This window comes from Desulfurobacterium crinifex, from assembly GCF_054656775.1.
This window is the reverse complement of the sequence record NZ_BAAHXO010000004.1, coordinates 1,695,411-1,720,360: the sequence shown is the minus strand read 5'-3', so window position 1 is coordinate 1,720,360 and position 24,950 is coordinate 1,695,411. Positions and strand designations below refer to the sequence as shown.

Sequence of the window (24,950 nt, the reverse complement as noted above, 5' to 3'; positions counted from 1 at the left end):
AGGTTTTCTGGAGGTTAGATATGCCAGCAGTTTTAGAAAAAGAGAAAAATACAGTTAAGAAAAAGGGACGTCCTAAGATTCCAGACTATTTGGTCTATGAAATACTTGGAAATAAGAAAATCTACTATAGAGGATACGAGAAGGTCTTGTCTGGAGAGCTCCCACCAGAGGCAATAATGGGAAATAGTAGTCTACAAGCCTGGATAGTTGATTTGATTGTTAGGTTTTTGCACCTTACACTTGATTATAGAAAATATAAAGTTCTCTCTAATGAAGTAGGCTACTTCTATACTCCTCAGAGGAAGAATAAATGGTTAAACCTTGATATAGCTATAGTGGATAGAAAAAAACTGGAACAGCCTTCTAACACATATCTTAAGATTCCTCCAGAAGTTGTTATTGAAATAGATACAAAAGCTGATTTATCAAAAATAGGAGATAGCTACTACATAGAAAAAACAAAAAAGTTTTTAGAAAGCGGGGTTAAAAAGGTTGTATGGATATTTACCGAACAAAAGAAAATTCAAATAGCGGAAAAAGATTCTCCTTGGCTTATTGTTGATTTTGACTATGAATTTGAAATAATTGATGGTATCAAGTTTAACCTGAAGAAACTTTTAAAAGAGGATGGAGTTAGGCTCTAGAATGATAAAAAGTGGGAACGGTCGTAGAGGTAAACTAGAAAGGATAGAGGAACTCAAAGATTTCTTAAAAGAATTCTTCCTAAAGAAGAACAAAAAAGTCAAAGTGTTCCTATTTGGCTCAAGGGCTAGAGGAACCCACACGGAGCATTCAGATGTAGACATAGCAATTTTCAGTAATGAAGATATTACTTGGGAAATTGTAGAATTAAAGGATATACTGGAAAGTTCTCTTTTACCTCAGAAAGTGGATATAGTTGATTTTGAAAAAGCACCAGAAAGCTTAAAGAAAGAAATTCTTAAAGAAGGGAAACTATGGATAGATTTGACAAAATAGTTGAAGACTTTAAGAAATCTATATCTCGTTTTGAAGAAGCAGTTTTAAAGTCGCAAGAACTAAAGAATACATCCGAATACCCTTTCTACCGAGACTCAGCAATCCAGCGATTCGAATTTACTTTTGAAATTATGTGGAAAACTATAAAAGTCTTTCTTGAAATGGAAGGTATAATCTGTAGAAGCCCTAGAAGCTGTATAAGAGAACTATTTTCTGCTGGTTTCATTTCTGAGGAGGAAGCAAGACATTTATTGAAAATGCTAGAAGATAGAAATTTAACAGTACACACTTATAGGGAATCGGTTGCAGAAGAGATTTTTGAAAGACTTCCTTCGCATGTAAATATTCTTAAAAGGATTTTAACTTTGCTTTTTTCTTCTGAGCGTTGAAATAGAAATTTTGAAGTAGTAGATTGAGAAGGTGAAAAGGTTATATTAAGGAGAAAGGATGAGAATAGTAGTCTTACTAATAGCTTTACTAATTCCCTCCATAGCTTTTTCTGCTACATCTAAGGAATTTAAAGTAACAAATGAGATGATATATCAAAAGCTTGTTGAGATAGAACACAGAGTAGTAGAAATTGAGAAAAAACAGAGCGTGTTTGAGGAAAAGTTTAAGACGATCAATAAACGATTTGAAGACGTTGACAAGCGTTTTGAAGAACTGAGAGAGGATATGAACAGGCGATTTGAGGATATGAATAAACGATTTGACGATATGAACAAACGGTTTGACCAGCTCTATACCTTTTTATGGATTATAACAGGGATATTCACAGCAATAATGGTGGGAGCCTTTGGGTTTGCCTACTGGGACAGGAGAACGATAATAGCTGAGGCTAAAAGGCAGACCTTAGAAAAGCTTGAAAGAGATGTAAAACCGGAGAAACTAAGGAAACTTTTAAACGTTGTAAGAGAGTTTGCAAAAGAAAATGAAAAGCTTAGAGAAATTTTAAAGAAAGAAGGATTACTTTAATCCGGAGGAAAAGAAATGAAAAGTACTTTAATATTTCTGTTATAACGAAATTGGAAATATTAGGTTGGAAAGGACTCTTAACTACGCTGGATTTGTAAAGACAGTGTTTGAGGAGATGTGGAAAGCTGTTAAGGATTCGGGATTGTCTGTTGAGTTTAGCTGTGATAGTGGAAGTGGGAAACTAACAGTCCACTAATTTCTTAACAATAGTTGATACTTTATGTATGAGGATATAAGCTCAATGCTACTATGAGAGGTTACAAGATAGGGAAAGCTTCCAGAATACGAGGAACTGAATGAGTGCTGAGGTAGTTACGCTTACCTATGATGTAACACTTCCGAAATTCCTATGGAAGTATCTACACAAACTTTTTGAAACGGGTAAAATTGAGGTAAATCAGATAATTCGCAATCTATGGAATGAAGAAGGTTTCTCTCTCTTAAAGCAGAAAGGAGAAGCATCAGCAATACTGAAAAGGAAGATAAACAGACCTGATAACTTACCATCAAGAGTTTTCAGGAACGTTTTAGAATGTGCGGGAAGAATAATCAGAAGTCAGATAGAGAGAAAGGAAACATTTGAGGAACTGGTGGAATACTTTGTAAAGGAAGATTTCAATGTCAGGAAATATGTAAAAGATACTGGTAAGAATCTTCTTCTTGTAGAAAATATTTTGAGACAGATAGAGAACCTTAGAAAGAGAGGAAAGCTTCCAGAAAGTTACTTTCAACTCCCAGTTCCAGATTTTAAAGGAGAGGTATTTTTAACAAGTGCGGACGATAGCATTGGAAAAGGACAGTTTAAGAAGCTAAAGGTAGGAAAAGAAAACATAGAACTTGAAATAAAGCTACCTGTAAGTGGGAGAAAGTGGAAATGGTTTAAAACGAAAGTGAAAACTCCAGAAAAGATTAAGGAAGCTCTTTCAGAAGGGGAAGTAAAAGCACCGCTTTTAAAGAGGGTGAAAAACAAAAACAACAGGTATGTTTACGTTCTTTCCATACCAATAGAGTTCAAAATAGAGAAAGAGACGGGACTGGAAGAGAAGGTATTAGGGATAGACCTATCTCCATCAATCAGCAGATTAGCGGTGGGAATTATAAAGGAAGGAAAAAAGAAAAGCAGACCGATATACTTCAAAGCAGAAAGACTTGTCAAGAAGATACTCAGGATAAGAAAAGAGGTAAGCTGTCTTGAAAGGAAAATAGATAACATAAGGAATCAGATAGAAGAAACAAAGAGTAGGAAACACAAAGAAAGACTTAAAAATAGACTGAAACACCTATTTGCTGAGCAGAAACTGAGACAGAAAAAGTTGAAAAACATAAGAAAGCAAATACTTGAAGTTCTGACGAAAGAAATAACAGAAATAGCAAAGCTAACAGGGACTTCCCTTGTAGCGATAGAAAAGCTGGAATTTAAAGACATACCTGAATGGAAGGATAAGACTCTCAGATGGTTATTTTCGAGCTGGTTTTACTCAAAGTTTTCAGAAAGGTTAGAACAGAAGCTGAAACTTAGCGGAATAAGATTGAGGAGAGTCAATCCAGCTTACACGAGTAAGAAGTGTCATGTATGCGGTTCAAAGCTAAAAGGAGAAGGACTTTATCTGGTATGTGAAAACTGTAAAAAAGTATGGGACAGAGACTACAATGCAAGCATAAACATAGCAGAGAGAGGATTGAGGATTCTAAAGAAAATCAAAGAGAAACTAATAAACAAACTTTCCAGACTCCAGAAGGAGAGGAAACCTAAAGGACTTGTTCCGAAGGGTGTCAGGGAGATAACCGTTCCCCCTGACTCTCTCCTTCGTGCGTGGAGCGAAGTTGTTGAGGTTAGCTGTTCTGCTTTACAACCTCATAAGGAAGCAGTAAGTAGTGTTAAGAAAAATGGAACGGAAATGATTTTGCAAAGTTTAAGAAGATATAAATCTCTCTTAGAAAATAAGTATGGAGTTTCTAAATTGGGAATCTTTGGTTCTGTAGCAAGAGGAGATATAAAGGAAACGAGTGATGTAGACGTGGTTATAGAAATAAGAAATGCGGATCCTTTTGTTTTACTGGATATTAAAGAAGAGCTTACTAAGTTGCTCGGCTGTAAAGTTGATCTAATCAGATTGAGAGAAAATATGAACAGGTTTTTGAAGAAGAGAATTGAAAAGGAAGCAATATATGTATGACAAAGAACTGGTTTTGGAAATACTAAGAACAGATAATTATTGATATTGTTTTGAAAAAGAATTTTCAAGACCAGAAGTTGCAGATATATTAATAAATAGAGTGGGCAAGCGGTAAATAATGTTTCAGGAGGTTGATTATGAAACTTATGGAAAAGTTGAATCTTGAAGTATTACCTGAAGAAGCGAAAAAAGAATTAATAGAATTTTATAATTCACTCCTGCAAAAATACAGGATAAGAAAACAGAAAGGTTTACCTCAAGGGTTCTACCATCCCATAAAAGTAGCATCTTATTCAATGATTGCCAGAAGAGAGGAAATTTATGGAAGATAGAGTATTTGTAGATACTAACATATGGATTTATGCTTTAACAGAGAGTAAAGTAGAAACCGATAAAAAGAAAAGGAAGGTTTCCTTATCTTTATTCGAAAGTTTGATAGCACAAGAAAAGACTTTATTAAGGAGGAGTTTGATGTTAAGAACTGATGTTACGCACATCGCAACTTTTTCAACGGGAGTGTCCACCCAAGTGTGTAAAAATTAAACCTAAAGGAGGGTGGACACATGAAAAAGAAATATGATCCAGAACTCATTAAGGATGATCTTAAAAAGCTCATCCAACAAACATTAAAAGAAGCCTTAGAAGCAGAGCTTGAAGAGTTCCTTGGCTATTCAAAGTATGAGCGTACTAATTCTAACAACTCCAGAAACGGCTATATCTCCAAGACTGTTAAAACCGCAGCTGGAGAAGTAGAGATTGAAACTCCAAGAGATAGAAAGGGAGATTTTGAACCCAAAATAGTCAAAAAACGCCAGACAGTCCTTGAAGACCTGGAGAACAAGATAATAGCCCTATATTCAAAGGGAATGACAGTAAGAGACATTCAGGAATTACTCTCCGACATGTATGGAATGGACATAAGTCCTTCTTTGATTTCAAAGATTACCGACAGACTAACTCCGAGAATAGAAGAATGGCAGTCAAGACCACTTGAAAGAATTTACGTTATCCTTTATATAGACTGCATCTTTTACAAAGTACGACAAGATGGCAAGGTAGTAGATAAAGCAGTTTACGTGGTCATAGGGGTAAATAAAGAGGGACGAAAGGAACTCCTTGGTTTTTGGATAAATGAGAGCGAAAGTGCCAGCTTCTGGTTCAAGGTACTAAATGACCTAAAAAGTAGAGGAGTCAAAGACGTTCTGATATTTAGCGTGGATAATCTGTCAGGAATAGGGAAAGCCATAAAAGGAGTATATCCTCAAGCAGAAATACAAAAATGTGTAGTTCACCAGATAAGGAACTCATTAAGATATGTATCGTGGAAAGACAAAAAAGAATTATCATCGGATCTCAAGAGGGTTTATGGAGCAGCTACACTTGAGGAAGCAGAACTTAGGATGAACGAGTTTGAAGAGAAATGGGGAAGTAAATACCCACACGTAGTAAGGAGTTGGAGAGCTAATTGGGAAGAGCTTATGGCTTACTTTAAGTATCCGCTTGAACTCAGGAAACTTATGTACACGACGAACATCATAGAGAGTATTAATAGTAAGTTCAGGAAGGTAACAGATGGAAAGAGGGTATTTCCGAGTGATATGTCAGTTCTTAAGAACCTCTATTTAGCTGCTTTGGAACTTGCGAAAAAATGGAACAGAAGTGTTATCAAGGATTGGGGTATTATTTACGGGCAGCTGTCAATAATTTTCGAGGAGAGGTTAGAGGCATGATAGAATTTACACAGTTCTATGGACACTCCCTTTTCAACTCCGTCATAGCAGCAAAATTAGCTTTGATAAGCACCTTAGCTCTGAGTGCAAAATGATTCAAATGATGTTTAATTTTTAAGCATTCCAGCTTAAATACAGCAATCATCGACATAACTAAATGACTTATCTGTGTTGTTATCCTTTTAGTGGGCGACTTTGCCAATGCTGCATTTGATTTAAGAGATTTGTGATACTCCTCCACTTTCCATCTTTTTTGATAGATTGTGGATATATAGCCACTCGAAAGTGACGTATCGGAGCATACAAGATAAAGCGTTCCTGTGCTTCCATCTTTGTTTGTAAAGACTCGGCATATCAAGATAACTTCTTTGTCATATCCTCTTACATAGCCACGCACAGATTCTTTGTCTCTTAGCCCCAATGCGCCTACCTTTTCAAAGCAACCATTTAGCTTATCCTGCAAGCTCCTGGCAAAAAGCCGGTTACTCTTGACGGCAGCGATAAAATGCTTTCCGTGTCCAGTAATGAATTCAAAGTTCTCCTTAGATGCGAACCAACTGTCCATTAGTACATACCTGAAAGGTATTCGATTTTGAATTGCTATTTGAATCAACCCACGCATCAGTTCATTTTTCGTTACTTTCGAACGACGTTTCTTCTTTCCGTTTTCATTAACAAATTCAATTGGTTTTTTTACTACTTCAAATCCAACGGGAATGGAAATACCATTGGAATGGTAAAGTAAATTGAGAATGTTGAAACCTTTTACGTTTCTCCCTTTAGTGTGGTCATAGTGCCAGCATACAATTTCATTTTCATCAGTCCATGGTTTCTCTACTATTGTGTCATCTATTATTAAACATCCATCCTCCGATTCTATCTGTCGAACAGTCTTTTTAACTTTTTTCCATAGGTATTTCGAATTGAATCCCCCGCTTGCAAGCATTCGAGTGAATCTGTCATGGCTGATTTCATTATCCAGGATAGCCGATAATCCTGTCGCTGTTGCCTGTCCGTTTACTACTATAAGGTAATCTGTATATAGTTCAACTAATTCTTCGTAACTTATCATAGCTTGTAGCTTTTCCTCTTTTAGTTAGTTTAATGTAGTATCAGTTAATAGTAACACTTTTCCTTGCGTAAGGTCAGTTAAGAATTATGGAGCTTGTAGAAAAGTTGTCTCCAAATTTGCAAGAAGAAGTAGTTGACTTTATAGAGTTTTTAATGAGGAAAAAGGCTAAGACTGAAAAAGAAAAATCAGAAGAAGCTATAGATATAATGAAGCTAAAAGGGGTTTTTCATAGTTATGCTGATGCTTCAAAGGTGGAATTAGAAAAAGAAGCATGGAAGTCTTATGTAGTGAAAAGATGGAGGTTCACAACAGTTGCTGAATAGTAAACATTAGCATATATTTATGCGTATGATGAGTTCAATGTTATTGAGTGCACAGCAGATAAAAGAACTTTTTGGTATTCACAGGAATACTTTGTTGAAGTGGGAGAAAGAGGGTTTACTATAACCTGTAAAAACTCCAGGGGGTAGAAGGAGATACAGGAGAAGTGATATAGAAGGATTGCTTGGAATTTGTGAAGAAAAGACAGAGAGAGCTGATGTAATTTTGTATGCACGTGTATCAACAAAAAAGCAGGAAGAATACCTGAAGAATCAAATAGAAAGACTTGAATCTTTTGCAAGAGAAAAAGGATGGAGTTACGAGGTAATATCGGAAATAGCGAGTGGAGTCAACGAAAAGAGGAGGGGATTAAAGAAGCTTTTAAACAAAGTTAGAAGAGGAGAAGTCAAGAAAGTAGTAATTGAATACCCTGATAGATTAGCAAGATTTGGTTATGAGTATTTGAAGTTTTTCTTAGAAAGCTTTGGAGTGGAACTTGTGATAGTTAACGGGAAAGAAAATGAAGAGGATAGACATAGAGAACTTGCTGAGGACTTAATAGCTATAGTAACTTCTTTTGCAACAAGAGTTTACGGTTCTCGTGGAGGAAAGAAAAAGAATGATAACACTCCAGTGCAGACTGGAATTTAAAACACCAGAAGACGGAAAAGAAGTATTAAAACTTATGCAGAATTTTTCGTCATGTGTTAGGTATGCATACAACAGACTTTTAGAAGGAGCAAACAGAAAAGAACTCAAAAAACATCTACAATCAGTATTCCCTCTCAATTCAAGATACTGTGACGATGCTATTATGAAAGCTAATGAAGTTCTGAAAAGCTGTAAGGAAAGGGGACAGAACCCAAAGAAAGTTATATTCGGAAGCAGGAAACTGTTTGAGAAACTGAAGAAGAAACACTTAACAGGAAAAAGGAAAGAGAAACTAAAAAAGGAATGGAAAGAGAAAAGACAGGGAACAGCATATTCAAGAGGAGATAAAAGCAAAAAAGGAAACTTAAACCTGAGATTTGTCCTCATAGACGGGAAACTGTATTTAAGAGTAAACACGGGTAAAGGAAGATACGTTTATGCTGAAGTTCACAGGAATGTTCAGAAAGGGAGAATAGAAAGAGATAAGTGGATTAATTTCATTGAGAACCTGCTTGTAGGAGAGACTACAGGAAAGCACATTCCTTATTCAGTTGAGCTTAAAAAGAGGGATGGAAAGACTTATGCGTTTATCAGTTTTGAAGAAAAGATTCCTGAAATCTCAATAACAAGAATGAATGGAGTAATAGGAATAGACGTTAATGCGAGTCCGTTTCACATAGCGTATGCAGAAGTAAAAGAAGATGGGAATCTTAAAAGTTTTGGAAGAATATCCCTTGAAGAACTTATCGGGAAAAGCAGAGGAGAAAGAGAAATACTCTCCTGGAAAGTTGCTCACGAGATAGTCAACTTAGCAAAAGAAAAAAAGAGAGCGATAGCGATAGAGGACATAAAGAAATTACCGAAAGGTAGCAGAGGAGATGGAAGGAAGAAACTGAGGAAGAGATTACAGCAGTTTATTTACAAAGGGATACTTCAAAAGATAGAAGTATTAGCAAGGAGAGAAGGGATAGAGGTAGTTAAGGTAAATCCAGCGTTTACATCAGTAATAGGACAGCTCAAGTATGCTCCTCAATATCTCCTTGACAAAGATGTTGCAGGAGCGTTTGTGATAGGAAGGAGGGGAATAGGATTTAAAGAAGAAATACCCGAAAACTATCTAAAGCTTCTTGAAAAAGAGGAGTTCCTTAACTACTCTCTTTACAGGTTGGAAGAAAAGAAAAAGGAACTGAAAGAGAAACTGGAAGAAGAAACCAATAAGTGGAAGAGGAAAGCTTTAAAAGGAGAGCTGAAAAGGATAAATTCAGACATAAAAGCTGTAAAGAAGGAGATAATAACACTTGAAAGCTCTGGGAGTGATTCAGCTACCCGACAGCAGACCTCTGGAGGGAACAAGTCTGTGAGGGGTCTCTCGAAGGAGAGACGAAAAAGCTGGAGAGTTCTCAGAGCAGTCCTCACCTTCCCTCTTCTCGGGAAGTTTTTTGTGAGGGACTTCTCACCCTTGAGAACAGTACTGTTCTCAGGGGACTGGGAGAGGGTGGTGAAAGGATTAGTTCCTGTACCTGGTGCAGGGACGACTGCACGTTTCACTAATGTGCAGTTTTGTTAACCAGGTTTTAAGGAGCTTAAAGTCTGGCAGAAGAGTAAGGAATTGGCGGTTTATATCTATCAGGTTACAGATAAGGAACCGTTTTCAAAAGATTATGGTTTACGAGATCAGATCAGGCGAGCGGCTGTATCAATAGCAAGCAATATAGCGGAAGGCGATGAAAGAGAAACAGATAGAGAAGCTGTGCGTTATTTTTATATTGCTAAAGGATCTTCTGCTGAAGTGTTAACACAGGTAACAATTGCTTTTGAAATAGGCTATATTGAAAAGGAAACTTTTGAGGAGATAGAGAGGAGATGTATAGAAATATCGAGTATGCTTTCGAGGCTGATTTCCGCCCGATCAAAAACCTTCCGTCCATAGCCTTTTGCCTTCCTCCCTTCGCCTTTTGCCCTTTGCCCTTCGCCCTTTATCTTTCGCCTTTTGCCTTTAACCAAGGTTTTATGAGGAAATAGGACAATAAAGGTAAGGGGGAATATGTTGAAGATACTATTTATTTTTGGAACTCGACCAGAAGCTATTAAAATGGCTCCTTTGATAAAAGAGTTTAAAAAACATCCTGATAAATTTGAAGTTAAAGTATGTGTAACTGCTCAGCATAGGGAAATGCTTGATCAGGTTTTGGAGTTTTTTGAAATAAAGCCTGATTACGACCTTAATATTATGAAATCAAATCAATCCCTTTTTGAATTAACAGCAAATTTGATTAAAGGAGTTGAATCTGTGTTGGAAGATTTTGAACCTGACTTAATTTTTGTTCAAGGGGATACTACAACAGCTTTTGTAGGAGCATTGGCTGGATTTTATAAGAAAATAGAGGTTGCACACATAGAAGCAGGACTTAGGAGTAACAATAAGTATTTTCCTTTTCCAGAAGAGATGAATAGAGTTTTAATAAGCAGATTAACAGATTACCACTTTGTACCAACGGAAAGGTCAAAGAAAAATCTTTTTAGAGAAGGTGTAAAGGAGAATATATGGGTAGTAGGAAATACCGTCATAGATGCTCTATTCTTGGGTATCAGGATCATAGAGGAAGGTGGAGAAGAGGAATACTATCAATATTTTGACTTTGTGGATTTTTCTAAGAAAATTATTTTGGTCACAGGCCATAGAAGAGAAAGTTTTGGAGGACCTTTTAAAAATATTTGTTTTGCTTTGAAAGAAATTGCAGACTCTTTTGAAGATGTTGAAATAGTTTATCCAGTCCATCTTAATCCGAATGTAAGAAAACCTGTAAATGAAATATTAAAAGGTCATCCTCGAATTCATTTAATAGAACCATTAAAATATCCGCACTTGATATGGCTTATGAGTAAATCGTATTTAGTGTTGACAGATTCTGGAGGAATTCAGGAAGAGGCACCTTCTTTAGGTAAGCCTGTTTTGGTGATGAGAGATGTAACAGAAAGGATAGAAGGTATAGAAGCGGGAACAGCTAAGCTTGTAGGAACGAGTAGAGAGAGAATAGTGTCTGAAACGGCAAAACTTCTTGAAAATTTTGGAGAATACAATAAAATGGCTAAAGCAATTAATCCTTATGGAGATGGAACAGCTTCGCAAAAGGTACTAAAAGTCATCAAGAAAGAGTATGAGAAGAAATGAGAAGAGATTTAAAAGTCGTGGTTAGAGAAATTAAAGGGAATTGTCCAGTCTTCAAAGAAGGAGATGAATTTTTCATTTACGATGGTTATTTACTAAAAACAAACCTTCCGTTATGTTTACATGCTCTTTCTTCTTTAATGCCGTACTATGTTGCATTAAGTAGAGGAATTGAACCTGAAGAGCTTAATTTAGGTAAGCATAATAAGGCTTATGTTCAGTGTTTAGACCCTTGCGAATATACAGGTGGAGGAACAGTAATTTTTGAAATTCACGTAAAAGAAACATAGGAGGATTAAACAATGAAGTTAGAATTTCCTAAGGTTGTAGTTATGGGTTTGGGATATATTGGATTACCTACATCCGCCCTTATAGCAAGTAAGGGTGTTAGTGTTCACGGAGTAGATGTTAATGAAAATGTTGTAAATACTATAAACGAAGGGAAAATTCATATTGTAGAACCAGATCTGGACGGCCTTGTTCATGAAGTGGTTAGAAAAGGTTTACTTAAAGCCTCTACTAATCCAGTTAAGGCTGATGTTTTTTTAATAGCAGTTCCAACACCGTTTAAAGATGAGTATGTTCCTGATATTTCTTACGTAGAGTCAGCTACTAGGATGATTTTGCCATATCTCGAAGAAGATAATCTCGTTATTATTGAATCAACGAGTCCAATAGGAACTACAGAGAGAATGTATGACCTGATAATTAGTGAAAGACCCGAACTAAAAGGGAAAATATACATGGCTTACTGTCCTGAAAGGGTGCTTCCTGGGAAAATCCTTTACGAACTTCAGTATAATGATAGAGTTATAGGTGGAATAAATCAGGAATCAGCTAAAAAAGCCAAGGAATTTTATTCACTTTTTGTTAAAGGAGAACTTCATGAAACAAATGCAAAAACAGCTGAAATGTGCAAACTTGTGGAAAATGCCTACCGTGATGTAAACATAGCGTTTGCTAATGAGCTTTCTCTTATTTGTGATAAGGCAGGTATAAATGTATGGGAGCTTATAGAGCTTGCTAATAAACATCCTAGAGTTAATATTCTGCAACCTGGCGTAGGAGTCGGAGGGCATTGTATAGCTGTTGATCCTTGGTTTTTGATTACCCATTACCCAGAAGAATCTAAGTTAATGCAAACCGCAAGAAAAGTGAATACTTATAAAACAGAATGGGTAATTAGCAAAATTGAAGAAGAAGTCAAAAATTTCGAAAAAAAATTCAGTAGAAAACCTATAATAGCTTGCTTAGGACTTGCTTATAAACCTGATATTGATGATCTGAGGGAAAGTCCAGCACTTCATATTGTTAAAAGACTAATTTCAAAAGGATATGATGTTCTTCCTGTAGAACCTAATATTAAAAAATTCCGAGAGTTTAAGATCTATAGCTTGCAAGAAGCTTTAAAAATAGCTGATATAATCGTTGCTTTAGTAAAGCATAGAGAATTCTTAAAATTAAAAGTAGACAAAGAGTTTATAGATTTTTGTGGATTAAATAAAAACTAATTCTGAACGATGGAAGAGAGCGATACTTTATTGTTTAGTCTTACGATCCTATATAAGGAGCCATCAGATATGAAAGTTCTAATAATACAACGTGTGCTAACGAAATACAGGTATGACTTACTAAAAGAACTTGCTCCTTATGTTGATGAATTGGGTTTTGTTACTTCTCAGGGTGAAAAGAGTGGAACATTAAAGGTTTATATCCCTGAAAAGAACACTTACCCTAATATTCGCTTGTATAAACTCTATAGCTTGAGACTAAGATTAAAGGGAAACTCACGAAGAACATGTGTTTTCTTTTATCCTCAGGTTTCAAAAATAATTAGGAATTATGACATTATTGTTTTAGAAGGAACTACCAATTTACTAAACAATTTCTATATTGTTCCTCTTGCCAGGGCTCTTAAGAAAAAAATAGTATGGTGGGATGCTGGTTACTCTGGAAATTTGAGAACTGTGAAAAGAAAGGTTATAGATAATATAGTAAAACCTTTGATTCAAATGACAGATGTTCAGTTTGCATACTCTACAAAAGCTTTAAAGTATATGAAAACATACATGGGGGCAAAAAATTGTTTTCTTCTTCTTAATACTATTAATACAGGATACTTTTTTAAGATAAAAGATCAAGTAATAAAGAACCTACGTTCCTATTCCTTTAATCCGAATAAAGTCAAATTACTTTATGTGGGTGCTGTCGAAGAACGAAAGAAAATTAAAGAATTAATAGATATCTTGGAGGTAGCTAACAAAGTTTACAAAAAGAATTATTATTTGACAATAGTAGGAGATGGTTACTTTCTTCCCTTTTTAAAACGATATGTTAAAGAAAAAAGGATAGATGAATTCATAAGGTTTGTAGGAGCTATCTATGACAAAGAAGTTCTAAAAAACTACTATTTTAATTCTGATCTTTTTGTTTTACCTGGGGATGGTGGACTTGGAATACTTCAAGCACTACTGTATGGCTTGCCAGCTGTGTGTGTTTCCGCGGATGGAACAGAGGAGGATTACTTATCTAAGGATTTTATATTGAAAGATCTCAAAGAAATACTTAATCTAGATATTATAAAATTAAGAGAGAAATTTGATTATATAGCCATTCTAAACAAAGCTGATCATAGGCGATTTATAGAAAATTTCTTGAAATTTGTGGGGGAATAATTGGCTGTAATTGCAGATATTATAACTTTTTTACTTTTATTTGTGAGTTCAACACAAGTTTTTGGTTTATTTTCTAAATCATATACTTTGCTTGATGAAATCATGCTTTTAATAGCTTGCATGTATGTATTGTTTTTTTCTTTATTAAAAAAGAAAAGGTTTAAGGTTAGAATTTACCTTATATTGCTTTCTTTATTATTAATCAGCGTAATCAATCTATCTTTTATTATAAATTTCTTTTCCATAAAATCCTTCTTTATGGAGCTATTTTTGTATACAAAAATAATAACTGTTATCTTTATTCTTGCTATTCTAAGGAAATATAGTTCAGAAAAACTAGAAAACTGTATTTTCTTGTTCTTAACATTTATAGCTCTAATAGCTATATTTGAGTGGCTGTACGTCGAATTTCTTGGAGGCAGTGTTTTAAAATATCTAGTCTACTTGAAATATAGAGATGGGATTTATAGAGCATCATCCTTAACTGGTCACCCAATTTCCCTAGGGATGCTATCATTTTTAATGTTTTTATACGCCAAAGAAAAGAAGAACAGCAAAGTATCTTCAGTTATTTTTGTAATTTCGATGATTTTATCAGGAAGTAGAATACCAATTGTTTTGTTTATTTCTTATTGGCTCTGGAAGTATAGGAATACAAAATTATTCACTGTAAAATTAAAATATATTATAGCTGAGATCACTCTATTATCACTTGCCGTTATATTATCAACAGGAATGATTAGTAAATTTATAAAATATGAAGAAAGTAGCATAAGATACCAAGGGTTAGTTTTTTCCTTTAAGGTTTTAAGCGAGATAGATAATTTTTTAATAGGTACTTCCATCGGTAGTTATGGAAATAGCAATTCTTTTGTAGAAATAGAATCTCCGATTTACAAAAAATATAAATTCCCAGAAAGTTATCTTGATATTGTGAATACTTCTTCAGGAACTGAGTCTTTTCTATTTAATTCTTTGGTTGAGTTAGGCGTAACAGGTACTTTGCTCTATTACTTAATTTTATTCCTATCCTTAAAGCAAGTTCTAGAAAGAAAATTTAGAAGTTTTTTTATTAGCATTGTGCTTTTATATTCAATCTTCTATCCCTTATATACATTACCGTTTATATACCTCGTACCTTACTTTTTTAGCAAATACAAAAATAAAGTTGCCGAACCATGAAACTTACAGGATTTGCATTTCCTATTATTCCACTAGTTGAATTAGCTGCAAGATTCTTTTCCTTTTTGACAATATTTCTTTTGGCAAGACTTTTATCGCCTGATGATTTTGGCCTTTATAATTACATTGTTTCCTTTGTTTTAATTATCTCTGTTTTCATGGATGGTGGAATAAATACTTTTATTTTTACTAAAAGTCTAAAAAGAGAGTTACAAAATATACACTTATATTTTTCTGGAAAAATATTTCTATCTTTGGTTATTCTACTCATATTTTCTCTATTTGTTTTCATAGTCGATAGAAAATATTTTATACCTATATTCTTTTATTCTGTTTTCGTTTTTTTTAACAGTTCCATTGCCTTCTTCAAAATGTTAGCAAGAGGACAAGAATGTTCGAAAATTGATATCCAAGCTATTATATTAGATCCATTTTTCAGATTTTTACTCCTATCTCTGTTGTTTGTATTTCATCACAAAAAACTCACTGTAATCAGCATAGACATAATATTACCAATATTTGCAATATTAGAAATATTTATATTCCTGTATATCTTCAGCAACCTAAGGAAAACACTAAAGATTTCCTTATTTATCAGCTTTAACAAGACAGTTATTAGAAATACAGTACTAATTGTATTAGAATCAAAGTTTTTTTTGCTTTACTATTTTTGCTTTGTTTGTTTTCAGAGGATAGATATTTTATTTATCAAAGCATTTTTAGGAAACAAAACAGTTGGCTTTTTTACCTCAGCATATAACCTATATATGATTACTCTTCTTTTCTTTTCCTCCTATATCACAAGCGAATTCAGGAGAATATTAAGAAATCCTAGGAAATATACTACAATTATGTTATTAGTATACTTACTCATCGCTCTCCTCTTTGTTAAGTATTCGGCATTTATCTACAAAATAATATACCCCCGCGAATACCTGTGTAGTTCCATCTATCTCAAGTATTTTGCCATATCCCTACCCTTTTCTATTCTTTCATACTTCATCATCCATTATATGAACTTTAAAGGTAGAACTTTAGTTAATGCAGCAGTAATAGGAATACTCCTATTGATTAAAATCTTATGTTTAAATGCACTTCATCCAACAAATATTACTACCTTCATAAGAATTCTAGTAGTACTGGAAATACTAATGGGAACTATTTTTTTCCTGACATTAATAGTATATAACTTTCCTGATACTTTTAACTTCCGGAGACGAAGATGAAACTAAAGGTTTTAATGGTTAATAAGTATTTATATCCTAAAGGTGGTGCTGAAACTTATATGTTCGCTCTTGCGGATGCTTTAAAACAAAAGGGTATAGAAGTGGAATTTTGGGGAATGAGACATAAAAATAACATCATTGTTGATAAATATAATTCTTTTGTAAGTGAAAAAGATTTTAGCAATTTGTCTTCTTTAGACAAATTTAAGTATGCAGTATCTGCAATATATTCAATAGAAAGTAAAAAGAAAATTTCCAAAGTTTTGGATGTATTTAGACCTGATATTGTACATTTGCATAATTTCAATTATCAACTTACTCCTAGTATTCTACCAGAAGTAAAAAAGAGAGATATCAAGATTGTATACACTGCTCATGATAGCCAACTGGTGTGTCCTTATCACAGATTGTATAATTTTGAAAAGGATTCAACATGTACGGATTGTCTATTTGGTAGATACTATAAATGTCTATTAAATAAGTGTTTTGAAGGTTCAGTTTCTGGGAGTTTAATAGGATGCTTAGAAGCCTACTTTTACCATATTATGGATTATTATAATAGATATATAGATCTAATAATTTCTCCTAGTAATTTTTTAGCAGAACTACTAAGAAAAGTCTACAAAAGAAAGATAGTGATTATTCCAAACTTTATTGATGCTCCATCTTTTAATAAGACTACGGAAAGCCAAGCTTACCTTCTCTATATTGGAAGAATTTCAAAAGAAAAGGGAATCATAGACATATTAAGCTTTTTCGATAAGTACAAAGTTCCGCTTAAAATTATAGGAACTGGAAGTGAGGTGTCTAAAATAAGAGGAAGTAAGTATATAGAATATTTAGGACCCAAGTTCGGGAAAGAAAAATTTAAATATATTGCAAAAGCTAAATTCACAATACAACCATCAAAGTGGTATGAAAATTGTCCAATGACAGTAATAGAATCTTTTGCTGTTGGAACACCCGTTATTGCTAGCAATCAAGGAGGATTTATAGAAATGATAGAGCAAGGGAAAAACGGCTTTCTTATTGATTTTAAGTCTAGAAATTGGGAAGTAGATCTTTTAAACTCCATAAAAAATTACAACAGTATAATGAGAGAATGTGCTTATAGAACTTATTTGACAAAATTCAGAAAAGATGTTCATGTTAAAAAAATCTTAGAAATTTATAAGGAGGTTTTAAATGAAGCCTCATAAGTTAGTAGAAAGAGTAATAAGAAAGATAAAGAATGAAGAGTATAACATAGAGTATCCTTTCTCATTAAGAGAGTTTGTGGAGATAGGGACAAGGAAGTTTTTTGCCTTGTTAAGAGGAATGCTTTTTATTAAGCCATTTATTAATTCTAAAGGGTTGGTGTTTGCTGAAAGGGGAGCGAAAGTTATGTTTGGTCATAAAATAAAATGTGGGAGAAACTTATATTTGATGGAGAACAGCTTGATTAATGCTTTGAGTTATAAGGGGGTTGAAATAGGAGATAATTTTACTCTTGGGAAGGGTGCTATTATTGAATGTACAGGTGTCTTGAGAAACGTTGGAGGATATCTTAAGATAGGAAATAATGTAGGAATTAATCACTATTCCTACATAGGAGCTATGGGAGAAATTATAATCGGTGATAACGTTATCATGGGACCAGGAGTTAGGATTCTTTCGGAAAATCACAATTTTGATAGATTAGATATACCTATAAAGTATCAAGGGGTAACCAAGAAAAAAACTGTTATAGGAAACGATGTGTGGATAGGAACTAATGCTTGCATATTAGCTGGAGTCAAGATAGGAGATGGATGTGTTATTGCTGCTGGTGCTGTTGTTACAAAAGACATAGAACCGTATAGTGTAGTTGCAGGTGTTCCTGCTAAAATTATAAAAAAAAGAGGAGAATAAACATGGTTGTTAAAGGAAACTTACCAACGGATGCTTCTATAATTCTTACCTATCGTTGTCAGATGCGTTGTAAAATGTGTAATATTTGGAAGTTTCCCACTGATAAATCTAAGGAAATAACTCCAAGAGATTTGGAGAAATTGCCAAAGTTAAAATTTATTAATCTAACAGGTGGAGAACCTTTCCTAAGAGAAGATATAGATGAAATTATTGATATTTCTTTGAAAAAAGCAGATAGAGTAGTAATATCAACTTCGGGCTGGCATGTGGATAGAATTTTAAAAGTTGCAGAGAAGTTTAAAAATACTCATCTGGGAATTAGAGTGAGTATAGAAGGATTATCCCAAAAAAATGATTATTTAAGAGGGCGAGCTGGAGGATTTGATAGAGGTTTAAAGGTTTTGTTGGGGTTAAGAAATCTGGGATTTAAAGATATTGGCTTTGGGATAACTGTATCAAATGATACTTCTGAAGATATGCTGTGGCTTTATGAGTTGGCTAAAAGTTTAAAAATGGAGTTTGCTACTGCTATAATTCACAATTCTTACTACTTTCACAAATATGATAATAAAATAGAGAATATGGATGAGGTGATTTCCAATTTCCGCGAGATTATTCGAAGACAGCTTGGAGAAAAAAATCCGAAAAGCTGGTTTAGAGCTTTCTTTAATCTGGGAATTATAAACTATATTCGTGGTGGAAAGAGAATGCTACCGTGTGAGGCAGGTACTATTAACTTTTTTGTGGATCCTTATGGTGAAGTTTATCCGTGTAATGGTTTAGAAGAAGCTGTCTGGAAAGTAAGTATGGGCAATATTCGTGATTTTGATACTTTTGAAGAATTATGGTTTAGTGAAAGAGCGGATAGAGTTAGAGAATTGGTAAGAGCCTGTCCTAAAAATTGCTGGATGATAGGAACCGCTGCTCCTGTAATCAAGAAATATGTTAGACATGTCTTGCCGTGGGTATTGAAAAATAAACTTAAAGTAATGTTAGGTAGAGATATAGATATCGGTTGTATTCCCTATTACAATGTTGGAAATAGGGATCCTATGCAGGGTAGTTGGGATATAGAAGGTTTTAAAAAGAGGTTTGGAAAGTGGATAGAAGAATTAAAATCGCAGCATTAGGCACGAGAGGATTCCCGCATGTGCAAGGTGGAGTTGAAAAACACTGTGAAGAACTATATCCAAGATTGGTTCAACTTGGTTGTGATGTTACGGTTTTTGTAAGAACTCCTTATGTGCCTAAGGAGAAACGCATAAAAGAATGGAAGGGAGTGAAGTTTGAATATTTGTGGTGTCCAAGAAAGAAATCTCTGGAGGCGATAACACACACTTTTTTGGGTGTTTTACAAGCAAAAAAATTATTGCCAGACATTCTTCACATCCATGCAGTAGGACCTGCGTTAATGGTTCCACTGGCTGGAGCTTTGGAAATGAAAGTTATAATGACGCATCACGGACCTGATTATGAAAGAGCAAAATGGGGAAGATTGGCAAAGAAGGTTTTAGAACTTGGAGAAAAAGTAGGAGTTCTCTTTAGTGATAAAATAATTGCAATATCCAGAGGAATCCAAAAATTAATAAGAGAGAAGTACGGAAAAGACTCTGTTTTTATTCCAAATGGGGTTTCTATACCTGAAGTTTTGCCTCCTGGTGAAACTTTAAAGAAATTTGGCTTGGAACCTCGTAAGTATGTTTTTACTGCTTGCAGGTTTGTGCCGGAAAAGGGTTTACATGACTTAATAGAGGCTTTTAGGATTATAAAAAATCCACCTTTTAAACTTGTCATAGCGGGAAATGCTGACCATGAAACCGAGTATAGTAAGAGAATAAAAAAATTGGCTTCACAAACTAAAGGAGTTGTTCTTACAGGCTTTTTAAGTGGCAAACCTTTACAGGAACTATTTTCCAATGCAGGACTTTTTGTATTGCCTTCTTATTATGAAGGACTTCCTATAGCTTTGTTGGAAGCTTTAAGTTATAGATTGTCTGTTCTTGTAACAGATATTCCTCCACATAGAGAGATAGAGTTAGAGAAATTTAGATATTTTGAACTAGGGAATGTAAGAGAGTTGTCTGCCCTTATGGTGAAACTTTTTAAGGAGGGTATATCAAAGTTAGAAACGGAGAGATATATGTCTATGCTAAAGGAAATGTATAATTGGGATACAATAGCTTTAAAAACACTTGAGGTTTATAAAGAAGTTTGCAAAGCCAAACAATGAAAACAGGAAGTCTTTTTTAGTTTGAGAAAACACGGTGTACTTTTCGGAGAGTGGTATATTTTTTCCTCAATAGTTTTCTATACAAATGGCATGACAGGTTCTCAGAGGAAAGAAAAGTTTTCCTCTCTCCTGAGAACAACGGTTATCCTGAAGGAAACAAAGGTAAGGGGATATATCAGTAATCATGGGAGTCAACCTACGAGTAGAAGCTCTATGAAATGTGGGTATTTGCGAGCTGTGGTAATTCCGGTAGAAAAGCTGAAACAGAAATTTTAGTCTCGTTTTTTGAGGAGCAATACAGAAATGATTAGGTTATTTTTCTACCTATATTCAATTATCCTTACTGTACTATCTGTTATTCCAGCTTCGCCTCAGATTGGAAAAACAGATAAATTAAACCATTTTTTAGCTTTTTTCTTGTTTGTGATTTTATTGCGATCTTCTTATAAAGTAACTTCTTTGCAGGGAATTATACTTTCTATAACTTTTGGAGCAGTTATAGAGATCATTCAACTTTTTATTCCATATAGATCAGGTGAAGTCTTAGATTTAGTCGCTGATGGAATTGGAGCAATTTTAGGCAGTACTTTATTTTCTATTTTAATTAGAATTAAAAAAGTCAACAAATTTGACAGAGGGAACAAAGGTGAGAAACATTAAAAACTTCCGCTGGAAAAGGATCTTCGATATTGTATTTGCTACATTTGCTATATTAATTACTCTTCCTCTGATGATTCCGATAGCTATAGCAATAAAGCTAACGGATGGAGGAAACATTCTATTTAAACAGAAAAGACCGGGATTGGGTGGAAAAGAGTTTACAGTCTATAAGTTTAGAACTATGTACCTCAATAATGAAGAGGTTCTAAAAGAGTACTTAAAGAAAAATCCCAAAGCAAGAAAGGAATGGGAACTTTATAGAAAGCTCAAGAGTTATGATCCAAGAGTTACTCCTATTGGTAGATTTTTAAGAAAGTATAGTCTTGATGAACTTCCGCAGTTTTTCAATGTTTTGAAAGGTGATATGAGCGTTGTAGGACCAAGGCCATATATATGGGAGGAGTTTGAAGAATACAGAATTCCTGAAGATATTAGAAAAAAACTTTTGTCTGTAAAGCCTGGTGTAACAGGTCTTTGGCAGGTAGAAGGAAGAAATGAAGCCACTTTTGAAGATAGAATTAAGATGGATTTAAAATACATTGATAGTCTTTCATTTTGGAATGATATAAAAATTATTCTCAAAACCGTTTGGGTAATGTTTACAGGAAAAGGGGCTTATTAATTAATATTAAGACAGTAGAGGAAAAAAGAATGTGTGGGATAGTAGGCTATATTGGTAGTGATGAGGCGAAGGAAAAGATATTGGATGGATTTGAGACATGGAGGATATAAATTTTTCATATAAGCTTTTCCTGAGTTTTGAGGTATAAATTTTTTTGGGAGACTAAGATGGGTTATGAAAATAGGATTGTGAGAAATCCTGAAGTGTTAGGTGGTAAACCAGTAATAAAGGGAACAAGAATTCCTGTAGAGATTATCCTCAGAAAATTGGGAGATGGTTTATCCTTTGAAGATCTTTTGAAGGCTTATCCGACTTTGAAAAAGGAAGATATTTTAGCTGCTATTTCTTATTCAGCCGATATTATTAAAGAAGAGGAGTTAGTTGAATATTAGGATTCTGGCTGATGAAAATGTTGATTATAGAATTGTAGAGGTTTTACGAAGGGAAGGAATTGAAGTAGTAGCGTTGGTAGAAGAGAGTCCAGGGATTACTGATCTTGAAGTTATAGAATTGGCGGTCAAGTTAGATGCTATACTTCTCACTGAGGATGCAGATTTTGGGAGATTAGTGTTTGCCCACGGAAAGAAAATGAAGGGGGTTATATATCTTCGCTATCCGGCCATAGAATACTTAAAAGTAGCTGAGGTTTTGACAAGGTTCTTGAGGGAAAGTCGGAACGACATTCAAGGTAAGTTTGTAGTTCTTACTCCTAGAAAGATTAGAATTAGAAGTATATAAGTCGAATTTTCAGGAGGGAGTCTAATGGAAAGAATTATTTCAGCTATTAATGATCCAATCAATATTAAGAGGCAGATTGTTAAAGATGAAGCTTTATAGAAAGCTCAAGAGTTATGATCCAAGAGTTACTCCTGTTGGTAGATTTTTAAGAAAGTATAGTCTTGATGAACTTCCTCAGTTTTTCAATGTTTTGAAAGGTGATATGAGCGTTGTAGGACCGAGGCCATATATATGGGAGGCTGACTATGCCCCACATTTTCATAAGTACTTGAAATACAAAGTCTTAAGAATGGAATGGATTGAAAGAACAGTTGGCTCAATAAGTTGAGAGATGATTGGACAGAAAAAATATAGCTTTTACAAAGGAATTTACAGTATCCATGATGGCTTAAGCCTAAGTGTTAAGCGTTCTTGCAGGTTTTTGTCTGGTAAATGCCTATAGGACAAAGGTTTGGAGACTTGTGGGGTATATTCAGATATGGGAGGAGTTTGAAGAATACAGAATTCCTGAAGATATTAGAAAAAAACTTTTGTCTGTAAAGCCCGGTGTAACAGGACTCTGGCAGGTGGAAGGAAGAAATGAAGCCACTTTTGAAGGTAGAATTAGAATGGATTTGGAATATATCAATAGTCTTTCATTCTGGAATGATATTAAAATTATTCTCAAAACCATCTGGGTAATGTTTACAGGAAAAGGGGCTTATTAATTAATGTTAAGACAGTAGAGGAAAAAAATGTGTGGGATAGTAGGCTATATTGGCAGTGATGAGGCGAAGGAAAAGATATTAGATGGTTTGAGAAGACTTGAATATAGAGGATACGATTCTGCTGGAATAGCTCTGGTAGTGAATGAAGAATTAAAAATATTCAAGAAAGAAGGAAAGATAAGAAACCTTGAAATAGAACTCAATAAACTTAACCTTTTTTCTAATATCGGCATTGGTCATACTCGATGGGCAACCCACGGTAGGCCCGTGGACGAAAATGCTCATCCCCATGTTGATTGTTCTAAAAGGATAGCCCTTGTCCATAATGGAATAATAGAAAACTATGCTGAATTAAAAAAGGAGCTCCTGTCAAAAGGCCACACATTTGTATCTGATACAGATACTGAAGTAATTGTCCACCTGATAGAAGAAGAACTCTTTAGCTCTTCTGATTTCTTTGAAGCCTTTAGAAGAGCGATCTCACGCCTCAAAGGTTCTTACGCGATAGGAGTTATCACTACTCTTGAACCGGACAAAATCTTTGCAGCCAGGAAAGATAGCCCACTGGTCATTGGCTGTGGAGAAGGAGAAAACTTTATAGCCTCAGATATTCCGGCTTTTCTACCATACACCAATAGAGCTATTTTTCTTGATGATTTTGAACTGGCAATAGTTAAAAAAGATAGCGTTGAAGTATTTGACTTTGAAGGAAAAAAGAAAGAGAAAAAAATCAACCTGATTCCCTGGTCTATAGCCCAGGCTGAAAAAGCAGGTTATAAGCACTTTATGATAAAGGAAATCTTTGAACAACCAAGAGCAATTGCAGACACAATCAGCGGCAACATGGCATGGTTTAAAGGAGAAACTGAACTTGAAGGAATTAATCCTAAAAGCTTCAACAGGATTCACATCATTGCCTGTGGAACCTCATACCATGCAGGACTCATAGGGAAGTTCTACTTTGAGAACTTTACCAATATTCCTGTAGAAGTGGATTATGCATCTGAATACAGGTACAGAAATCCTGTATTAGACGAAAAGGTTCTCGTTATAGTAATAACCCAGTCAGGAGAAACAGCAGACACACTTGCAGCAATGAAACTTGCAAAAGAGAAAGGAGCAAAGACTCTTGCAATTTGTAATGTCATAGGCTCCACAGCTACCAGAGAGGCCGACACCACTATCTACACTTATGCAGGTCCTGAGATAAGTGTAGCATCAACAAAGGCATTTACAACTCAACTTACAGCACTTTTCATTTTCTCCCTATGGCTTGGGAAGAAAAGGAATGTTCTAAACAATGAAGAAGTAGAAAACCTCTTCAAACATCTAATGAAACTTCCCTCCAAGATAGAAGAATTTCTGAACAACGAAAAAGAAAAAGAAACTGTCAAGAAAATAGCCCTTGAATTTTATAAAGCTTCTGATGCTCTCTACCTTGGAAGACACGTCAATTATCCGATAGCCCTTGAGGGGGCATTGAAACTGAAAGAGATTTCCTACATACATGCAGAAGGATATCCTGCTGGTGAGATGAAGCATGGTCCAATTGCTCTGATAGATGAAACAATGCCAGTTATTGTTGTGGCGACAAGTGGTAGGGTACGAGAAAAAGTACTTTCAAATATAGAAGAAGTTAAAGCGAGGAAAGGGAAAGTTATTTCTATAATCAATCATGGAGACGAGGAGATAAGGAAACTTTCTGAATTTTACATAGAAGTTCCAGAAGTTGATGAGTTTCTGTCACCAATTGTCAATGTTGTTCCACTTCAGCTTTTTGCCTACTACATTGCAGACTTTCTTGGTTACGATGTTGATCAGCCGAGGAATCTTGCAAAGAGTGTAACAGTGGAGTGAATAGTGATGGTGAATAGTTAAATGGTTGAATAGTTGAATAGGGGAATGGGTGAATGGGAAAGGCGAATGGAGAAGTGGATTGCAGAAATG

Annotated in this window: 27 protein-coding genes and 4 pseudogenes; 30 read left to right on the top strand and 1 reads right to left on the bottom strand. The window is 34.7% G+C overall.

Annotated elements, in window-relative coordinates:
- Positions 1–20: 20 nt before the first annotated feature.
- The 9 genes from ACYQ3A_RS10865 to ACYQ3A_RS10825 all read left to right on the top strand — a co-directional run bounded on the left by ACYQ3A_RS10865 (position 21) and on the right by ACYQ3A_RS10825 (position 5,860).
- Entirely contained in the window at positions 21–644 is a 624-nt protein-coding gene (locus ACYQ3A_RS10865; RefSeq protein ID WP_459897353.1) for a Uma2 family endonuclease, read from the top strand.
- A gap of 1 nt (position 645) precedes the next feature.
- Complete coding sequence (gene mntA, locus ACYQ3A_RS10860; RefSeq protein WP_459897352.1) at positions 646–978, top strand: type VII toxin-antitoxin system MntA family adenylyltransferase antitoxin; 333 nt, start codon at positions 646–648, stop codon at positions 976–978.
- Entirely contained in the window at positions 957–1,367 is a 411-nt protein-coding gene (locus tag ACYQ3A_RS10855; RefSeq protein ID WP_459897351.1) for an HI0074 family nucleotidyltransferase substrate-binding subunit, read from the top strand. The genes mntA and ACYQ3A_RS10855 overlap by 22 nt, the downstream gene beginning before the upstream one ends.
- 58 nt (positions 1,368–1,425) lie before the next feature.
- Complete coding sequence (locus ACYQ3A_RS10850; RefSeq protein ID WP_459897350.1) at positions 1,426–1,953, top strand: hypothetical protein; 528 nt, start codon at positions 1,426–1,428, stop codon at positions 1,951–1,953.
- Positions 1,954–2,017: 64 nt separating this feature from the next.
- Positions 2,018–2,149 (top strand): hypothetical protein, encoded by a 132-nt coding sequence (locus ACYQ3A_RS10845; protein WP_459897349.1) that lies wholly within the window; start codon positions 2,018–2,020, stop codon positions 2,147–2,149.
- 100 nt (positions 2,150–2,249) lie between these two features.
- Positions 2,250–4,130: an RNA-guided endonuclease TnpB family protein gene (locus tag ACYQ3A_RS10840; protein ID WP_459897348.1), complete on the top strand. Its 1,881-nt coding sequence runs from the start codon at positions 2,250–2,252 to the stop codon at positions 4,128–4,130.
- A 137-nt stretch (positions 4,131–4,267) separates the two neighbouring features.
- Positions 4,268–4,462 carry a hypothetical protein gene (locus ACYQ3A_RS10835; protein WP_459897347.1) on the top strand — a complete coding sequence of 65 codons (195 nt, stop codon included), beginning with the start codon at positions 4,268–4,270 and terminating at the stop codon, positions 4,460–4,462.
- The gene (locus tag ACYQ3A_RS10830; protein WP_459897346.1) at positions 4,452–4,673 is read left to right on the top strand and encodes a hypothetical protein; all 222 of its coding nucleotides are present in this window, start codon (positions 4,452–4,454) and stop codon (positions 4,671–4,673) included. The genes ACYQ3A_RS10835 and ACYQ3A_RS10830 overlap by 11 nt, the downstream gene beginning before the upstream one ends.
- Positions 4,674–4,693: 20 nt before the next feature.
- Positions 4,694–5,860 (top strand): IS256 family transposase, encoded by a 1,167-nt coding sequence (locus ACYQ3A_RS10825; protein WP_459896368.1) that lies wholly within the window; start codon positions 4,694–4,696, stop codon positions 5,858–5,860.
- 16 nt (positions 5,861–5,876) lie between these two features.
- On the opposite strand, the gene ACYQ3A_RS10820 is transcribed toward ACYQ3A_RS10825, so the two are convergent.
- Positions 5,877–6,932 (bottom strand): IS701 family transposase, encoded by a 1,056-nt coding sequence (locus ACYQ3A_RS10820; RefSeq protein ID WP_459897345.1) that lies wholly within the window; start codon positions 6,930–6,932, stop codon positions 5,877–5,879.
- A gap of 86 nt (positions 6,933–7,018) precedes the next feature.
- Here ACYQ3A_RS10820 and ACYQ3A_RS10815 point away from each other — a divergent pair, with 86 nt between their 5' ends.
- The 21 genes and pseudogenes from ACYQ3A_RS10815 (at position 7,019) to glmS (ending at position 24,860) form a co-directional block, all read left to right on the top strand.
- Positions 7,019–7,255 (top strand): DUF2281 domain-containing protein, encoded by a 237-nt coding sequence (locus ACYQ3A_RS10815; protein ID WP_459897344.1) that lies wholly within the window; start codon positions 7,019–7,021, stop codon positions 7,253–7,255.
- Positions 7,256–7,292: 37 nt separating this feature from the next.
- Positions 7,293–7,904 (top strand): annotated as a pseudogene (locus ACYQ3A_RS10810) (IS607 family transposase).
- Positions 7,873–9,471, top strand: a complete 1,599-nt coding sequence (locus ACYQ3A_RS10805) for an IS200/IS605 family accessory protein TnpB-related protein (protein ID WP_459897343.1) — start codon at positions 7,873–7,875, stop codon at positions 9,469–9,471. Before ACYQ3A_RS10810 ends, ACYQ3A_RS10805 begins: the two are co-directional and overlap by 32 nt.
- Before the next feature lie 21 nt (positions 9,472–9,492).
- Positions 9,493–9,834 (top strand): annotated as a pseudogene (locus ACYQ3A_RS10800) (four helix bundle protein); the annotation flags it as partial.
- A 114-nt stretch (positions 9,835–9,948) separates the two neighbouring features.
- Positions 9,949–11,076: a non-hydrolyzing UDP-N-acetylglucosamine 2-epimerase gene (gene wecB, locus ACYQ3A_RS10795; RefSeq protein ID WP_459897342.1), complete on the top strand. Its 1,128-nt coding sequence runs from the start codon at positions 9,949–9,951 to the stop codon at positions 11,074–11,076.
- A complete protein-coding gene (locus ACYQ3A_RS10790) occupies positions 11,073–11,363 on the top strand; it encodes a TIGR04076 family protein (protein ID WP_459897341.1) in 291 nt (96 codons plus the stop codon). The genes wecB and ACYQ3A_RS10790 overlap by 4 nt, the downstream gene beginning before the upstream one ends.
- 12 nt (positions 11,364–11,375) lie before the next feature.
- Positions 11,376–12,584 carry a UDP-N-acetyl-D-mannosamine dehydrogenase gene (gene wecC / locus ACYQ3A_RS10785; RefSeq protein ID WP_459897340.1) on the top strand — a complete coding sequence of 403 codons (1,209 nt, stop codon included), beginning with the start codon at positions 11,376–11,378 and terminating at the stop codon, positions 12,582–12,584.
- Positions 12,585–12,653: 69 nt separating this feature from the next.
- Positions 12,654–13,748: a glycosyltransferase gene (locus tag ACYQ3A_RS10780; RefSeq protein WP_459897339.1), complete on the top strand. Its 1,095-nt coding sequence runs from the start codon at positions 12,654–12,656 to the stop codon at positions 13,746–13,748.
- The gene (locus tag ACYQ3A_RS10775; protein WP_459897338.1) at positions 13,749–14,930 is read left to right on the top strand and encodes a hypothetical protein; all 1,182 of its coding nucleotides are present in this window, start codon (positions 13,749–13,751) and stop codon (positions 14,928–14,930) included.
- Complete coding sequence (locus ACYQ3A_RS10770; protein WP_459897337.1) at positions 14,927–16,156, top strand: oligosaccharide flippase family protein; 1,230 nt, start codon at positions 14,927–14,929, stop codon at positions 16,154–16,156. The genes ACYQ3A_RS10775 and ACYQ3A_RS10770 overlap by 4 nt, the downstream gene beginning before the upstream one ends.
- On the top strand, positions 16,153–17,355 hold the full coding sequence (locus ACYQ3A_RS10765; protein ID WP_459897336.1) for a glycosyltransferase: 1,203 nt from the start codon (positions 16,153–16,155) through the stop codon (positions 17,353–17,355). Before ACYQ3A_RS10770 ends, ACYQ3A_RS10765 begins: the two co-directional genes overlap by 4 nt.
- A 520-nt stretch (positions 17,356–17,875) precedes the next feature.
- Positions 17,876–18,037: pseudogene (locus ACYQ3A_RS10760) on the top strand (DapH/DapD/GlmU-related protein); the annotation flags it as partial.
- An 11-nt stretch (positions 18,038–18,048) separates the two neighbouring features.
- Positions 18,049–19,176 carry a radical SAM protein gene (locus ACYQ3A_RS10755; protein ID WP_459897335.1) on the top strand — a complete coding sequence of 376 codons (1,128 nt, stop codon included), beginning with the start codon at positions 18,049–18,051 and terminating at the stop codon, positions 19,174–19,176.
- Positions 19,146–20,276, top strand: a complete 1,131-nt coding sequence (locus tag ACYQ3A_RS10750; protein WP_459897334.1) for a glycosyltransferase family 4 protein — start codon at positions 19,146–19,148, stop codon at positions 20,274–20,276. The genes ACYQ3A_RS10755 and ACYQ3A_RS10750 overlap by 31 nt, the downstream gene beginning before the upstream one ends.
- A gap of 303 nt (positions 20,277–20,579) precedes the next feature.
- Positions 20,580–20,936: a VanZ family protein gene (locus tag ACYQ3A_RS10745; protein WP_459897333.1), complete on the top strand. Its 357-nt coding sequence runs from the start codon at positions 20,580–20,582 to the stop codon at positions 20,934–20,936.
- Positions 20,923–21,558, top strand: a complete 636-nt coding sequence (locus tag ACYQ3A_RS10740; protein WP_459897332.1) for a sugar transferase — start codon at positions 20,923–20,925, stop codon at positions 21,556–21,558. The genes ACYQ3A_RS10745 and ACYQ3A_RS10740 overlap by 14 nt, the downstream gene beginning before the upstream one ends.
- 167 nt (positions 21,559–21,725) lie before the next feature.
- The gene (locus tag ACYQ3A_RS10735; RefSeq protein ID WP_459897331.1) at positions 21,726–21,950 is read left to right on the top strand and encodes a DUF433 domain-containing protein; all 225 of its coding nucleotides are present in this window, start codon (positions 21,726–21,728) and stop codon (positions 21,948–21,950) included.
- The gene (locus ACYQ3A_RS10730; RefSeq protein WP_459897330.1) at positions 21,940–22,296 is read left to right on the top strand and encodes a DUF5615 family PIN-like protein; all 357 of its coding nucleotides are present in this window, start codon (positions 21,940–21,942) and stop codon (positions 22,294–22,296) included. The genes ACYQ3A_RS10735 and ACYQ3A_RS10730 overlap by 11 nt, the downstream gene beginning before the upstream one ends.
- A gap of 115 nt (positions 22,297–22,411) precedes the next feature.
- Positions 22,412–22,534: pseudogene (locus ACYQ3A_RS10725) on the top strand (sugar transferase); the annotation flags it as partial.
- 160 nt (positions 22,535–22,694) lie between these two features.
- On the top strand, positions 22,695–23,003 hold the full coding sequence (locus ACYQ3A_RS10720; RefSeq protein WP_459897329.1) for a sugar transferase: 309 nt from the start codon (positions 22,695–22,697) through the stop codon (positions 23,001–23,003).
- Between the two features lie 27 nt (positions 23,004–23,030).
- Entirely contained in the window at positions 23,031–24,860 is a 1,830-nt protein-coding gene (gene glmS, locus ACYQ3A_RS10715; RefSeq protein WP_459897328.1) for a glutamine--fructose-6-phosphate transaminase (isomerizing), read from the top strand.
- Positions 24,861–24,950: the final 90 nt, after the last annotated feature.